General features: G+C 58.3%; 13 protein-coding genes and 1 tRNA gene. 3 read left to right on the top strand and 11 right to left on the bottom strand.

All coding sequences use genetic code 11. From position 1 onward, the window contains the following. Nucleotides 1–180: 180 nt before the first annotated feature. From H1Y61_RS09705 to H1Y61_RS09685, 5 genes are all read right to left on the bottom strand, one after another. Nucleotides 181–2,148 carry a methyl-accepting chemotaxis protein gene (locus tag H1Y61_RS09705; protein WP_180572478.1) on the bottom strand — a complete coding sequence of 656 codons (1,968 nt, stop codon included), beginning with the start codon at nt 2,146–2,148 and terminating at the stop codon, nt 181–183. Nucleotides 2,149–2,433: 285 nt separating this feature from the next. Further along, a tRNA-Leu gene (locus H1Y61_RS09700) sits at nt 2,434–2,518 on the bottom strand. Nucleotides 2,519–2,736: 218 nt separating this feature from the next. Further along, nucleotides 2,737–3,210 (bottom strand): chemotaxis protein CheW, encoded by a 474-nt coding sequence (locus H1Y61_RS09695; protein ID WP_015916294.1) that lies wholly within the window; start codon nt 3,208–3,210, stop codon nt 2,737–2,739. A 514-nt stretch (nt 3,211–3,724) separates the two neighbouring features. Continuing rightward, entirely contained in the window at nt 3,725–4,162 is a 438-nt protein-coding gene (locus H1Y61_RS09690; RefSeq protein ID WP_180574466.1) for a DUF1489 family protein, read from the bottom strand. A gap of 45 nt (nt 4,163–4,207) precedes the next feature. Next, the gene (locus H1Y61_RS09685) at nt 4,208–5,611 is read right to left on the bottom strand and encodes an L-serine ammonia-lyase (protein ID WP_180572477.1); all 1,404 of its coding nucleotides are present in this window, start codon (nt 5,609–5,611) and stop codon (nt 4,208–4,210) included. Nucleotides 5,612–6,097: 486 nt separating this feature from the next. On the opposite strand from H1Y61_RS09685, the gene H1Y61_RS09680 reads away from it, so the two are divergent. From H1Y61_RS09680 to H1Y61_RS09670, 3 genes are all read left to right on the top strand, one after another. Beyond that, nucleotides 6,098–6,871, top strand: a complete 774-nt coding sequence (locus H1Y61_RS09680) for a DUF599 domain-containing protein (protein WP_174110975.1) — start codon at nt 6,098–6,100, stop codon at nt 6,869–6,871. A gap of 126 nt (nt 6,872–6,997) precedes the next feature. Next, nucleotides 6,998–7,981, top strand: coding sequence for a DUF1624 domain-containing protein (locus H1Y61_RS09675; RefSeq protein ID WP_180572476.1), 984 nt, complete (start codon nt 6,998–7,000; stop codon nt 7,979–7,981). A gap of 11 nt (nt 7,982–7,992) precedes the next feature. Further along, complete coding sequence (locus H1Y61_RS09670) at nt 7,993–8,469, top strand: methyltransferase family protein (RefSeq protein WP_180572475.1); 477 nt, start codon at nt 7,993–7,995, stop codon at nt 8,467–8,469. Between the two features lie 47 nt (nt 8,470–8,516). Here the strand turns inward: H1Y61_RS09670 and H1Y61_RS09665 are convergent, their stop codons facing one another. From H1Y61_RS09665 to cobA, 6 genes are all read right to left on the bottom strand, one after another. Beyond that, entirely contained in the window at nt 8,517–8,903 is a 387-nt protein-coding gene (locus tag H1Y61_RS09665; RefSeq protein WP_060716796.1) for a MerR family transcriptional regulator, read from the bottom strand. A 145-nt stretch (nt 8,904–9,048) separates the two neighbouring features. Next, complete coding sequence (mgtE, locus tag H1Y61_RS09660) at nt 9,049–10,464, bottom strand: magnesium transporter (protein ID WP_180572474.1); 1,416 nt, start codon at nt 10,462–10,464, stop codon at nt 9,049–9,051. Between the two features lie 121 nt (nt 10,465–10,585). Next, nucleotides 10,586–11,557, bottom strand: a complete 972-nt coding sequence (gene cbiB / locus H1Y61_RS09655) for an adenosylcobinamide-phosphate synthase CbiB (RefSeq protein WP_180572473.1) — start codon at nt 11,555–11,557, stop codon at nt 10,586–10,588. Then, nucleotides 11,554–12,567, bottom strand: a complete 1,014-nt coding sequence (cobD, locus tag H1Y61_RS09650; RefSeq protein ID WP_180572472.1) for a threonine-phosphate decarboxylase CobD — start codon at nt 12,565–12,567, stop codon at nt 11,554–11,556. Before cobD ends, cbiB begins: the two co-directional genes overlap by 4 nt. Next, a complete protein-coding gene (locus tag H1Y61_RS09645; RefSeq protein ID WP_180572471.1) occupies nt 12,564–13,874 on the bottom strand; it encodes a cobyrinate a,c-diamide synthase in 1,311 nt (436 codons plus the stop codon). The genes cobD and H1Y61_RS09645 overlap by 4 nt, the downstream gene beginning before the upstream one ends. Further along, complete coding sequence (gene cobA / locus H1Y61_RS09640) at nt 13,871–14,713, bottom strand: uroporphyrinogen-III C-methyltransferase (protein WP_180572470.1); 843 nt, start codon at nt 14,711–14,713, stop codon at nt 13,871–13,873. Before cobA ends, H1Y61_RS09645 begins: the two co-directional genes overlap by 4 nt. Nucleotides 14,714–14,841 lie beyond the last annotated feature (128 nt).

Genomic DNA, 14,841 nt, shown 5'->3' with positions numbered 1-14,841 from the left:
GACGAAATTATCGGCTACGCCATTTTTTCGTCCTTGCCCCTCGCCCGGGCTCTTGTCCCTCCATCCACCAAACAGCAAGCCGCCCTGCGTGCGGGAAAACGCAGGGCGGCTTGAGCAATGAGACGATAGGGCAGAAAAATAAGCACCGGTTTTCGGAAAATCCGATGCTGTCACTTGGTCTTAAAACTCTTCCCAGCTTTCCTGCTTGGCTGCGGTATTCATGCCGAGTGCCTTGGCGACCTGACCGACCATGCGGCGGGCGGGTGACGCGACAGGCCTTTGCCCGGCGCTGGCTGGAACAGGACCAGCGGATCTGCCTCCAGAAGGGGCGGCATTGGCCACTAAGCCTGATGAACCAGAACCAATCTGGAACTGACCGACCAGATGGCGCAGCTTTTCCGCTTCATTGGCCAGCGATGAGCTGGCAGCGGTGGCTTCTTCCACCATGGCGGCATTCTGCTGGGTGACCTGGTCCATCTGGTTGACGGCGATATTGACCTCGGAGAGGCCGACAGACTGCTCGCGAGCCGAAATGGCGATGGCATCGAGCTGGCCATTGATGGCGACGACATGGCCTTCGATCACCTTCAGAACTTCACCGGTTGCCGTCACCAGCTTCACACCGTTTTCAACTTCGCTGGCAGAATTGCGGATCAGGTCCTTGATTTCCTTGGCAGCCTGGGCAGAGCGCTGGGCAAGTTCGCGCACTTCCTGGGCGACCACGGCAAAGCCCTTACCAGCCTCACCTGCCCGCGCCGCTTCCACACCAGCATTCAGCGCCAGAAGATTGGTCTGGAAGGCAATCTCGTCGATCACACCGATAATGTTGGAGATCTGGCTGGACGACTGCTCGATCCGCTGCATGGCGTTGACGGCATTCGAGACCACTTCGCCGGACTGCCGGGCTGACTGGTTGGCCTGAACGGCCATAGCCCGGGCCTCTTCCGCACGTTTGGAGGAATTGGAGACATTGGTGGTGATCTGATCCAGTGCCGCTGCGGTTTCTTCCAGCGAAGCTGCCTGTTGTTCAGTACGCTTCGACAGGTCGTTGGCGCTCTGGCTCACTTCTCGCGAACCACTGTCAATCGAGCTGGTCGAGATGGCAACGGACGACATCGTGTCACGCAATTGCTCAACCGTGCTGTTGAAGTCAGTCCGCAAACCTTCGAATTCACTAGCAAAATTCTGGGTAAGCTGGAACGTGAGATCCCCAGCCGAAAGCCGCTTCAATCCCTCTGCAAGTCCAGCGGTCGCCTGGGCCATCTCAGAGGCGCGCTTGGCATCGGCCTCAGCAACGCGCTGGCGTTCCACTTCGCTCATGTCGCGAACCGCAGCGGCCTGTTTTTCCAGCTCGCGAGCGGCAAGGCCGTTATCCTTGAAGATCTGCACGGCACGCGCCATGATCCCCACTTCATCACGACGATCTGTTCCCTCGACCGATGCCGAGAGATCACCGCCGGACAGAATGCCCATCTTGCTGGCCAGTTCGCGGATCGGCACAACCAGCCAGGCGCGGATGGCGAAAAAGCCAATTGTCAGAACCAGAACCAAACCTACCAGCACGCCAAGCACAGTCGTCATCACCGTGCTATTGGTCATATCAGTAAGGTCGTTACTTTCTGTATCGGCAGCCTTGCTGATTGTCGTGACGACTTCGGTAAAGCGCGGCGAAATCTTTGCAAACTCAGGCTGGCATTCCCTCAGGAAAACCGACTGGGATCTAGCGACCTCATCATCAGTAGTGGCGGCTTTCCCCAGCTGCATGGCATTGCCACAGGTCTGGTCAAGAATTTTCAAGGTATCCGCCTTAAGCCCTGCGATGTCGGCATTATTAGGAAGAGCCTTTGCCGCTGTATCCATGAACGTCAAGAAAGAATCTCGAGCCTTTTCGAATTCCTTTGTCGCGGCTTGATTGAGCGCGTCGGTACGCGACAGCATGATATCGGCCAAAGAGGCTCGTGCAGACTGCATCGACCGATTGGCGCGCGCCAGATAAAGCGAAGCAGTGGATTCCTGATCCAGAAGGTCGCTATAGGCGGCGTCGATCGATTTCAGCTTCGCTCCAGAATAGGCCGCAATGCCGATGGTAAACAGACCGAACAACGCCATGATCGATAGAAATTTCCCGATGATTGATAGGTTTTTCATCTCATTGCCTCGTAACTCAAGGTGGCTCGACCTTCGAGTACATGTGGGGGTAAATTTTTGGCGCGCCGAACCGGCTCCAGTCCTCGCCAAACCGCACAGAATGATCGGTCTGCAACGGTCGGCTGATCCGGCGGCACCCGTAGAAACTAGCGGGTAAAATCTAATTTTTAGTGAATTCTAATTTTCTTATACTTAAGATTAAGGCCGCGATGGCACACGAGCAGCGATCCGCGGAAAACAGCGACAAAAACAGCACCGGGGGTAAAGGACACAGTCCATTGTGGTTGGTGCGGACGACGGGGGTCGAACCCGTACAGATTGCTCCGAGGGATTTTAAGTCCCTTGCGTCTACCAGTTTCGCCACGTCCGCGTAAGCAGCGTTTTCAACGACCTGAGGCGCAATTGCAAGAGGGTGTTTCAGATATTCCCTAGAGTCTGTCTGGTTCAATCCGAACCTGACATACTCTAGCAGACTGTTCGTGTCCGCTCGGTCACACAAAAAACCCCAGACCGAAACCGGTCCAGGGTAATTATTGAAATGCATCAAGGTCTAAAGTCAAATACCAACGTTCGTAAGAACGTCAGATATTAAACCGCCATGCCCCAGTCGTCTGCGTCATTAACACCAAACATGCGCTCAAGGTTGAGGAAGCAAATCATGCTTTCACCCTGGGCAATGATGCCGTCGGAAAAGGCAGCGCTTGGTCCGGCTGCCTGTGGCAAGGGCTGCAAGCGATCGGCAGGGATGGTCAGGATGTCGGAAACGCCATCCACCAGCAGACCGACGGTCACGCCATTGACATCAGCGACGACCACGGCGCTGCGCTGGTTGACCTCGGAATTGGCCATGCCAAGCTTGACGGCCAGATCGACGATCGGAATGACCGTGCCGCGCAGGTTCATCACGCCCAGCACTTCGTAAGGCGCATGGGGGAGCGGGGTCACAGTGGCCCAACCGCGAATTTCACGAATGGACGTGGTTTTAACGCAAAATTCCTGCGCATGAAGCCGGAAAGCAATGATCTCCAGAGAGCCCGCTTGCACCAGATGCGATGTGGTCATCAAATTTTCTCCCAGCTTTCATAGGTTTGGGACAGTATTTTAGCATATACGTCCTTAAATCGCTGCCGATCCAGACAAACACGTGCAATGCAAGCCTCTGCACCGTGAACCGCCCGACGTGCAATCTATGCCGTAATCCTGCCAGCCTTCGAATGTGCCTCTGCTAGCCACACGTGGCCACTTTGGATTCCTTGATCAGAAACATAGTTGATGCGTCTTAACCGTTAGTGAATTCAAATATAAATTCTGAAAGGACCGTACAGCATACCGCAATCAAAACAGAGAAATGCAACCTAACCGATTGAACGGCCTTATCTATTTCAAAAATCGATTTCGGATGAAAAAATTATCCATTCAAAAAATGATCCATATGCCAGTGCATCGCGCTGGAAAATACAAAGGCTCGAAATAGGGGACCCGTCCACGCCTCAGCGAAATCTTAAACACATCAATGGCTTAAGACATTCGGAAATGGAATAAGCCGAATCGTTTTCAATGGCTGTTCGGATAAGGCCTACAGCAATCCGAGCTCGGCCAGTTCTCGCTTCAAATCGTCGGGCATGTCATCCAGGCCAGCACCGCCAGCGGAAAGATCACGCGGGGCATCTTTCGGGTCAAGATAGCGCCAGCCCTGAAACGGGCGGCGTGGCGCTGGCGTGGTTTCAATGACCTCAGGGCCAAGCACCAGTTCGCAGCGGTTGATACCGTCCGCGCCGGTGACGCTGAAAATGTCCAGTAGAGGCTGGCGGGCTGCAACCTGACCCTTGATGATCCAATAAAGCGAGCCGCCGTCCAGCAATTCCTCAACCCGTTTGGGCATCATCCGGGTGACATGCGAACTTTGCGGCGCCAAGCCAGCCGATATCGCCACCAGGGCGCGTTCCGCCACCCAGTGCTTGAGATCGTCGATGCTATCGGCCCCGACACAGAGTTTGATGAGATTGAGCGCCATGGGTTTTGCAGATAGACCTTTCATGCCGCAGGTCAAGCAGTACCGTTAACATTCCACCACATTGACGGCCAGGCCACCGAGCGAGGTCTCTTTATATTTCTCGCTCATGTCGTTGCCGGTCTGGCGCATCGTCTCGATACAGGCATCCAGCGGTACGAAATGGCTGCCATCACCCTTGATGGCCAACGAGGCCGCCGTCACCGCCTTGACGGCACCCAACGCATTGCGCTCAATGCAAGGCACTTGCACCAGACCCGCCACCGGATCGCAGGTCATGCCGAGATGATGTTCCAGCGCAATCTCGGCGGCATTTTCGATCTGCTCGGGGCTACCGCCCATCACCGCCGCCAATCCTGCCGCAGCCATGGCCGCTGCCGAACCCACCTCGCCCTGGCAGCCGACTTCGGCACCGGAAATCGAGGCATTGTGCTTGATGATGCCGCCAATGGCCGCAGCCGTCAGCAGATAATCGCGCACGCCTTCCTGATCGGCATCGGGATGAAAATGCAGGTAATAGCGGATCGTTGCAGGCACGACGCCTGCTGCCCCATTGGTCGGCGCCGTCACCACCCTGCCGCCAGCGGCATTTTCTTCGTTGACGGCCATGGCATAGACCGAGAGCCAGTCATTGGCCAGCAGCGGGTTTTGCCGGTTGGATCGCCATTCCTCCTGGAGCTTGTCATGGATGTAACGGGCGCGGCGCTTGACTTTCAACCCGCCGGGCAGTTCGCCCTCACCCCGCAAACCGCGATCGATACAGCCGCTCATCGCCGTCCACAGCCGATCGAGGCCTTCGTCCAGCGCCTGACGGCTCAGGGAGACTTCCTCATTGGCGCGCTTCATCTGGGCAATCGTCAGCCCGGATGACGCCGCCATGGCCAGCATCTGCCGGGCGGAGGCGAAAGGATAAGGCACTTTGACGGCGTGGGTTTCTGTCTTCTTGGTCTTCTGCACGGCAGCAAGCTCGATATCAGTCACCACGAAACCGCCACCGATGGAATAATAGACAGTCGTCAGCAGCAGGCGACCCTGTTTGTCAAAGGCCGAAAATCGCATGCCATTGGCGTGACCCGAAAGCGGCGTCTTCTTGTCCAGCACCAGATCGGTGGCCGGATTGAACTGATAGGCCGGATGCCCGGCGGGACAGACCTTGCCGCTGCGCTGCACCTCCGCGACAAGCTCCGCCATCCGGTCCGGATCGACCCTGTCGGGCATCTCGCCGGTCAGGCCGATGATAACGGCGCGGTCGGTGCCATGGCCAACGCCTGTATAGGCCAGCGAACCGTGCAGGCTGACCTTCAGTGCTGCGACCTCGGCGCCAGCCGGGCGCGGCCAGTCATTGGAAAGGATCAGGTCAAGAAACCGGCTTGCTGCCGACATCGGCCCCATCGTGTGCGAGCTGGATGGCCCGATGCCGATCTTGAAAACGTCGAAGACGGAAAGAAACATGCAAGGACCCTACCAGTGAAGCCGTAGCCAATACCTGAAACTTTAGCCGTATGGCCAACAAATTCCTGATGAAGGATCGACATTCAGTGAAACTGTAGCGACAAGGCCGCGAAACAAAAACAGCGCGGCTCGTCTCCAGCCGCGCTGTCGTCCCCCGCCGTAAAGCGGTTTTCTACCGCAACAAAGCGGCAGGCACGAGGCCAATCCCCCGAAAACCCCCGAGCACAGCATGGATAGACGATTTGGTGGCCTTGCTCAATCGCTGACAACGGTCAGAGCCGCATATTTCTTAAATGACGCCGCAAGCACCTTGGCATGAGCGCTTCACCTCCATCATCGACAGTGACAATGGATATTGGCGCTTTGTGAATTGGCCTCGGCCTATCATGATAAAATCAGCCCAGCATGATAAAACAGGATGAAAATTGCAGATTCGCAACAGTCATCACCTGTCGTTACCCCAAGATTTGAAAGACAATGTCGGACATGACCCTTCTGGATTGGCTTGCTCTGCTGCTGTTTTTCTGCGGCTGGTTCGGCCTGGCTTTTTTAACCAATGGCCGCCTAATCAAATCCCGCCTCAGCCTCAGCCGGATCATGGCGGAGCGCCGACGCGCCTGGATCTTTAATGCGCTGAAACGAGACCTGCGGATGATCGACACGCAGATCCTCGCCGGTCTGCAAAACGGCACTGCCTTTTTTGCCTCGACCTCGATCATCGCCATCGGCGGCTGTTTCGCCATGCTGGGCGCCACCGAAAAGGTCGATCTGGTGCTGCGGGACCTGCCTTTATTCGGGGCGGGCGGGCGGGCCGCATTCGAGTTGAAAGTCTGCGGACTGATCGCGATTTTCGGCTATGCTTTTTTCAAGTTCGGCTGGTCCTATCGCCTGTTCAACTATTGCACCATCCTGTTCGGCGGCCTGCCAATGCATGCGGAAGTTCGCCAGGACCCGGTCGCAGCCGAAGACGCGGCCGAAACTGTGATTGCCATGAATGTCATCGCCGCGCAGAACTTCAATTCGGGCCTGCGGGCAATCTTCATGTCGATGGGCTATCTCGGCTGGTTCCTGAACGCCTACATGTTCATGGCAACAACGGTGCTGATTTTCTTCGTGCTGGTGCACCGCCAGTTCTTCTCGAATGCCCGGCTGGCCGCCATGCTGAAAAATCCGATCTCCGTGCCAGGACACATGACAGCAAGCCCACAAACCAGCCCCCATCCTGCAACCGATGGCGACAGCTCATCTGGAATGTCGTAAAGAACCGTGATCCCAGGTGTCATTAAAATGACCTTGGCATAACTCGAACCAAGGGCATGACCTTGCCCCAGCGACCTCTGCCTCCAGCATGTCCGGTCGCTGTAGATAGCTGTTTCAGGACATCGCGTGGCTTTTCAAACCGAATCTCCCCTTCCCGCCAAATCCCCCCCCGCCAAATCCAACACCCGCATCGGCCTGCTCGATGCAATGCGCGGGCTGGCGCTGCTGGCTATGGCTTCCTATCACTTCAGCTGGGATCTGGAATTCTTCGGCTATCTACCACCGGGTACGGCAGAAACCGGCGTTCTGAAGATCTATGCCCGCTGCATCGCCTCGACCTTTCTGTTTCTTGTCGGCATCGGCCTGGTGCTGGCGCATCGAAATGGCATCCGCTGGACGTCCTTTGGCAAGCGATTTGCGCAGATTGCCGCAAGCGCCTTTGCCATATCCGTTGCCACCTATCTGGCCATGGGGGCAGGCTGGATCTTCTTCGGCATTCTGCATGCCATCGCGCTGATGAGCCTGCTCGGCCTGGCCTTCATTCGCCTGCCGGTGGCTGTCACGCTGGGCGCGGCAATTGCCACGCTGATCCTGCCGTTTTATGTGCGATCGGCTATGTTCGACGCACCCTATTTCTGGTGGCTTGGCCTGTCCGAGACAATTCCGCGCTCAAATGACTACGTGCCGGTGTTTCCATGGTTTGCCGCCGTATTGTTTGGCATTGCCTGCGCCCGCCTCGCCCTACGGTTCGGTCTGTGGCAAAAGCTGGCAGCCTGGCCATCCGGCCCAAAATTGCTCTCGCTTGCGGGCCGCCATAGCCTGGTCTTCTACCTGGTGCATCAACCTGTGCTGATCGCTCTGGTCTATCTGGCGACGCTGGTCGTTGCCCCGCCCCCACCCGACAGAGCGGCGGCCTATGACCGCAGTTGCCAGCAATCCTGCACGGCAGGCAATAACGATGCCGGCTTTTGCCAACGGTTCTGCGGCTGTACATTGGAGAAGTTGCAGACCGGAAATATACTCGAACCGCTCCAGTCTGGGGCAATCATAGCGGCGCAAGATGAAAGGGTCCTGAAACTGGCGCGGGAATGCACGATCGCCAGCCAATAAAGGGTCCTAACATGAACGCCTATCGCATGAAGCCGCTGAAATACCCATGGCCGCCGCTTCTTTATGTCGGCGCCTGTGTCATTGCTTTTTTTCTCAATGCCTATGTTGCCCCTGTCAGTCCTTTCGAAGACCAGGAGCCCCTCATGTGGATGACCGGCGCAATGATCGCCACCGGTGCAATCGCGATTGATTTCTGGGCCATCAAGACCCTGATGTCCAACTATACACCCCTTAGCCAGCACCAGCGCGCCCGGCGGCTGGTGACAGAGGGGCCTTACCGCTATTCCCGCAACCCGATCTATCTCGGGTACACGCTGCTGATGATCGCGGCGGGAATGATCCTCGGCAATGTCTGGCTGGTCCTGGCAGCGCCGCTTACCGCCATGTTGACGACCATGGTCGCCATCCGCTGTGAGGAAATGCATCTATTGGTGCGGTTCGGCGTCGATTTCGAACGTTATTGCCAGCACACACGGCGCTGGCTTTGACGGAATACCGGAAGCGATGAGATTAGCAAAAAGGGTGTCGGCTCGCTCTATGAACCGACACCAATTTCCACCAGACGGGTCAGGCAGGCCTCTTCGGCCTGATCCAGCTCAGCCAGGGTCTCCTCGATATCCTTGCGCTTCTGGCGCAAATCATCACGCTTTTCATCGATACGCTTCATCATCAGCTTCAATTGGCCGACCTCGCCTGGCGGCTGTTTATAGACATGGATGATTTCGCGAATATCTGCTACCGTAAAGCCGATGCGACGAGCGCGCAGAATTTCTTTGAGAAGATGGCGGTCGGCACCCCGGTAGACACGGGTACGGCCCTTGCGTTCCGGCTGAATCAACCCTTCATCCTCGTAGAAACGAAGAGTGCGGGTCGAAACGCCGAATTCCCGGGTCAACTCGGTGATGCTGTAAGATTTTTTCAAGGCCATGGTGTTCCGTATCGCTCAAGACGATAATCATATTAACTTTGACGTAAAAGTCAATTTTTGTTCACCTCGCTGCCTCAGGCGGGAAACATCTCGCTGCTTTGACCGATTTTGCCAATTGCAGATGGTGCGCTCAAAGCGCCTAGATCGCAAACCACCAGGTGGCCAGCCCCAGAAACGAAAAGAAACCGGTAATATCGGTGACAGTGGTCACGAAAACCGCAGAGGAGACCGCCGGGTCGGCACCGATCTTGTCCAACAATAGCGGAATGAGAATGCCGGCAATGGCAGCGGCCATCATGTTGATCAGCATGGCCGAGGCAATGATGCCGCCGATATTGGGGTCATGAAACCAGAACCCGGCAATGACGCCGATCAACACGCCGAAGATCAACCCGTTCAACAACCCGACACCCGCTTCGCGCCGCACTACTCGCCAAGCATTGTGAATGTCGAGATTGCGGGTGGCGAGCGCCCGGACCGTCACCGTCATGGTCTGCGACCCGGCATTGCCGCCCATGCCCGCCACAATCGGCATCAACACGGCCAGCGCAACGATCTGCTCAATGGTTGCCTCAAACAGCGAGATCACCGAAGCGGCAAGGAAAGCGGTCAACAGATTGACCAGCAGCCACGGAACGCGCGAGCGGGATGTCTCTGGAATGCTGTCCGACAATTCTTCATCGCCGACGCCGCCCAGGCGCATCAAGTCTTCCTCGGCCTCTTCCTGGATCACGTCAACCACGTCATCGATGGTCAGCACGCCGACCAGGCGCCCGCCTTCATCGACCACGGCGGCAGAGAGAAGATCGTATTGCTCGAACAGTTGCGCCGCCTCTTCCTGGTCCATTTCAGCCGGGATAGGGTGGTTGGTCTCGCGCATAATGGTTTCGATCTTCACCTGCCGCTTGGTGCGCAGGATACGGTCGAGATCGACCACACCCAGCAGCTTGAAGGTGGGATCAATGACGAAAATCTGAGTGAAGCTCTCGGGCAGACCTTCTTCTTCGCGCATATAGTCAATGGTCTGGCCCACCGCCCAGAAGGGTGGCACGGCCACGAATTCCGACTGCATACGCCGTCCGGCAGAGCTTTCCGGGTAATCCAGCGCGCGCCGCAGCCGCACCCGCTCGGTAAACGGCAATTGCGCGAGGATTTCGTCGCGGTCTTCCTCGTCGAGGTCTTCGAGAATGTAGACGGCATCGTCCGAATCGAGATCGCCGATGGCAGCGGCAATCTGCTCGTTCGGCATCTGGTCGACAATCTGAAGGCGGATGGCGTCATCCACCTCGGTCAACGCCGTCATGTCGAAATCGTCACCCAGAAGGGTAATCAGCGCCAGTCGCTGATCCGGCTGGATCGCCTCGATCAGGTCGCCCATTTCCGATTCGTGCAGATGCGCGACTTCCTTGCGCAGGAACAGCACATCGCGATCAGCGATGGCAGCACCGACCAGAGCGCGAAAATCGCTGCGGATCGAGCCATCCTCGTCGTAGATATCGGCCTTTTCATCGTCACGGGAATGACGCGGGCGTAGCTGTTCTTCAATATCACTCATACTCGCGCCCCGTTCGGTTCACGGCGGCCTGCCGCAAACGAATCCTGTATTTCACCGGATCAGCTTCACCATAAGTGCATGACAGTGACGATACATGCCACAAAAAACAGCAGGTTATCCGTCACAACAGGACCAGCAGTACCAAAATGCCAACACCGATACGCCAGGCATCGTCAATCAGCACAAGACCGCGCCGGATATCCTCACCACCGATGGTGCGTTGCCCCGCAGCATTCATCATTGGCTCGTAGACCAAGTCTCCGGCATAGATACGCGGCCCCGCCAGCGCCACATCCAGCGCGCCCGCCGCCGCCGCTTCCGGCCAGCCGGAATTGGGCGAGCGATGCAGTCCGTGATCAGCCATCATCACCGTAAAGCACCTTTTAGCCGTCGCTATACCCTCACCAGTGCCGGCAGCACAGACGATCAACAATCCCGCCAGCCGGGCAGCAGGCCAATTGGCCAGATCATCCAGCCGGGCAGAAGCCCAGCCGAATTGCATATAGCGCTCGGATTTGTGACCGATCATCGAATCGGCAGTGTTCAGCATTTTATAGGCAAACAGACCCGGCAGGCCGAGCAGGCCATACCAGAAGGCGGGCGCCACCACCCCATCGGCAAAGTTTTCCGACAGGCTTTCCAGCGCGGCACGCGCCACACCGGCCTCATCAAGCACATCGGGATCACGCCCGACAATCATCGACACAGCCCGGCGACCACCGGCAAGGCCCTCATACAGTAAGCCATCGGCGACGGCCTTCACGTGGTCCAGCAGACTTTTCTGCGCCAGGAACACCGCCGTGACGGCAATTTCCAGCAGCACCCCGAGAAATCCGAGCGCCGTAAACAGAAGATGCAGCCCATATCCAACGCCAAGGCTTGCCATCAGCAGAAGCGCAATCGTCAGCACCCCGCCCGCCTTGCGCAGCGGATCGGCTAGAATCGGCCGGTTCAGCAGCCGGTCGAAGGCCGAAATACATGTGCCAAACACCACGACCGGATGCGGCAGGCGCGACCATAGCCAGGGCGGATCGCCAACCACGCGGTCAAGCACCAGCGCCAGAGCTAAAATAAGCAGATGTGCTTCCATCATGACTGGAAGGCCTGCAAGGCAGCCAGAAGCCGGGCATCGGCCTCTTCGTCGGGCGTCAGACCGATCCGCAACCAGCCCGGCGCATACTCAAAAATCCGCGTTAGGATATGCACCCGCGCCAGATGAGCATGGATCTTCGCCGCATCCGTATGCTCCACCAGTGAAAACAGCGGCGTACCACCGATCACCGTCAAACCTGCTTGCGCCAAAACCGCATCAAGCGCCGCCTTGCGCGCAAAGATCCGAGTGCGAAGCGCATGGTGATCGGCGCTGAACAATTGGGTCGCCACCGACAGAGCCGGGCCGGAAACCGCCCACGGGCCGAGCCAACAGGCAAACCGGTCCAACAGCACCTGTTCGGCAATCACAAAGCCCAGCCTCAAACCCGCCAAACCGAAGAATTTGCCGAAGGAACGAAACAGCACGAGATTGGGATGATCCGCCACCAGCGACGCCAGAGAGTGCTCCGGCTGCGCATCGGCGAAGGCTTCATCCACCAGCAAAAGACCGCCATGGACCGCCATGCGCTGCGCAACCGCGACCAGTTCCGCTCTTCCGATCTGCAGCCCGGTCGGATTGTTGGGGTTCACCACCACCGCCAGCCCATGGACTGACGTGATGGTCTCAAGCCCATCCACCGCATCGACGCCGATACCAGCCAGCGTGAGGCTGCGGGCATATTCCCCATAGGTGGGGCTCAAAATGGCGGCGCGCCTGCCCGCATCCATCAACTTCGGCAAAAGCTGGATGACCGATTGCGTGCCGGGAACCGGCAGCGGCAGAACGGTTCCGCTGCGATAAAAATCCCGCGCTGCAAGCCGCGTTGCATCCTCGCGTTCGCGGTCCGGCAGGCGGTGCCAGGCGCGGGCATCGATAGCGGGCAGATCCGGTGGACAGGGATTGATGCCGGTGGACAGGTCCAGCCAGTCTTCAACGCTCCCGCCATAAAGGCGCGCTGCCGCAGCAAGGCCGCCGCCATGGGCAATGATCTGGCCGGTCTGTAAGGTCATGACCTGTTCTCGCCCGCACGGTCGATCAGATGCATATAGGAGCCAGCCACATTGGCGCGCCGCAACCCGACCTGCCCCAGCGATACGCCCAGGGCATCCTCGGCGGCAAACAGCCGGTCGCCCTCGCCTTCCTCGATCACGGTCGAATAATGAAACTCATGGCCGGTCATGGCATGGGGAAAGAAATCTCCCGCCAATGGTCGCAAAAGCCGGTAACCCAGATGGCGCTTACGCGCGGCAAAGCTGGTTTTCAGCGGTAAAAGCCCCAGCATCGCATGGTCGGTTCCATCCGCGTCGGTCAACCCTTCACCCAGCACCATATAGCCACCGCATTCCCCGTAAATTTTCACCGGCCTTGCCGCCGCCGCCAGCATTCCCGCCCGGAACCGGTAGGCATTGGCAATCCTTCCGGCATGAAGTTCGGGATAACCGCCAGGCAAATAGACCGCATCGGCATCACCTGCCGGAGCCTCATCCTTCAGGGGCGAAAAGAAGCTGATCTGCGCGCCGCGGCGTCGCCAGCCCAGCAGCATATGCTCATAGCAAAAGGCAAACGCTTCGTCCCGCGCCACGGCGATGTGATGCCCCAGCGGCACAAGCCGGGAAATATTGGCCTCCGAGACCGGATCAGGGCAGCGAGCGGCAGCCCTGATAATGGCGTCGAGATCACAGCCTTTTGCTACCACCTGCGCGGCATGGCTGATGAAGCCTTCAAGATCAGCCTGCTCCGCCGCCTGCACCAGTCCCAGATGCCGCTCCGGCAGTGAAAGCCCCGTATCGCTGCGGATCACGCCCAGCACCGGCATGCGGATTGTCTCCAACGCCTGGCGCAGCATCGCCTCATGCCGGTCGCTGGCGACCCGGTTGATGATAACGCCGACCATCAGCAGACCAGGCCTGAAATCGGCAAAGCCCTTTACCAAAGCGGCGACGGAATGCGAGGTGCGGGCGCAATCGACCACCAGCACCACCGACAGGCCGAGCATCAGGGCAAGATCCGCCGCCGAACCGGTACCATCCGCCGCCCCGTCGTAAAGCCCCATCATCGCCTCAACCACCAAGGTTCGGCCACCCTGACGGTGCAGGGCGGCATTGGCGGCAATCAATTCCGGTCGCATCGCCCAGGGGTCGAAATTCAGGCAGGTCTCACCGCTTGCCGCCGCATGAAAGGCCGGATCGATATAATCCGGCCCGGCCTTGCCCGGCGCCAGCTTATGACCGGCCTCGCTCAAGGCGCGCAATAGGCCAAGCGTGACGGTGGTCTTACCTGACCCGGAGGCAGGCGCGGCAATCAGAAGGCCACTCATGCCGTATCCTTTAAGCTTCGATTGGCAAAGGGGTCCGGTTGCAAACCCCGGCCCGACAAGGCTCCCAGCCAATCCAGCGAGGGGCGAAGACGCACCACCTCGCCCAGCACCACGATAGCGGGAGGCAGAATGCCTGCTGCCTGCATGGCGACATCCGCTTCGCCCAGCGTGGTTTCCAGCACCCGTTGCCGGTCCGTTGCTGCGTCGCAGACAAAGGCCAGCGGCTCTTCGGGCTGGCGTCCTGCCGCCATCAATTGCGCGGCGATATGGCCCATATGCTTCATCGCCATATACATGACAATTACGCGGGAACCTTTGGCCACCGCCTGCCAATCAATTCCGTCAGGCATGGCGCCGGATGAATCGTGACCGGTCAGGAAGGTGACGGCATGGTTGACCTCGCGGTGGGTGACGGGAATGCCCGCATAGGCCAGCCCGCCAATGCCTGCCGTAATGCCCGGCACGATGCGAAACGGCACGCCATGCTCGACCAATGTCAGCGCTTCCTCACCGCCGCGCCCAAAGACGAAGGGGTCGCCGCCTTTCAGCCGCAGCACCCGCTTGCCGGATTTCGCCAGTTCCACCAGCCGTAGGGAAATATCGCGCTGCCGTGCCGAGGGCTTGCCGCCACGCTTGCCAGCATATTCCAGCACGGCACCTGGATTGGCGTAGGCAAGGCAAGCCTCATCCACCAGCGCGTCATGAACAATCACATCCGCCATGGACAGGCCACGCACCGCCAACAGCGTCAACAAACCTGGATCACCCGGCCCTGCCCCCGCCAGCCAGACATGGCCCGGCTGCAATAGGGGCAAAGGCTTGAAAACATCTTGCATCATGGCGAGAAGATCTACTGCATAATTTCCCAAACCGAAATCGGCTGGCGGGGAAAATATTACTGCCATAAAAGTGGTTTGCCCGAATGAATGGCAAAAGACGCCTCCATCTTCCCCCCGCCGCAAGCCTT

Source organism: Agrobacterium vitis, assembly GCF_013426735.1.
Lineage (GTDB): Bacteria > Pseudomonadota > Alphaproteobacteria > Rhizobiales > Rhizobiaceae > Allorhizobium > Allorhizobium vitis_D.
This window is presented reverse-complemented; position numbering and strand designations above follow the sequence as displayed.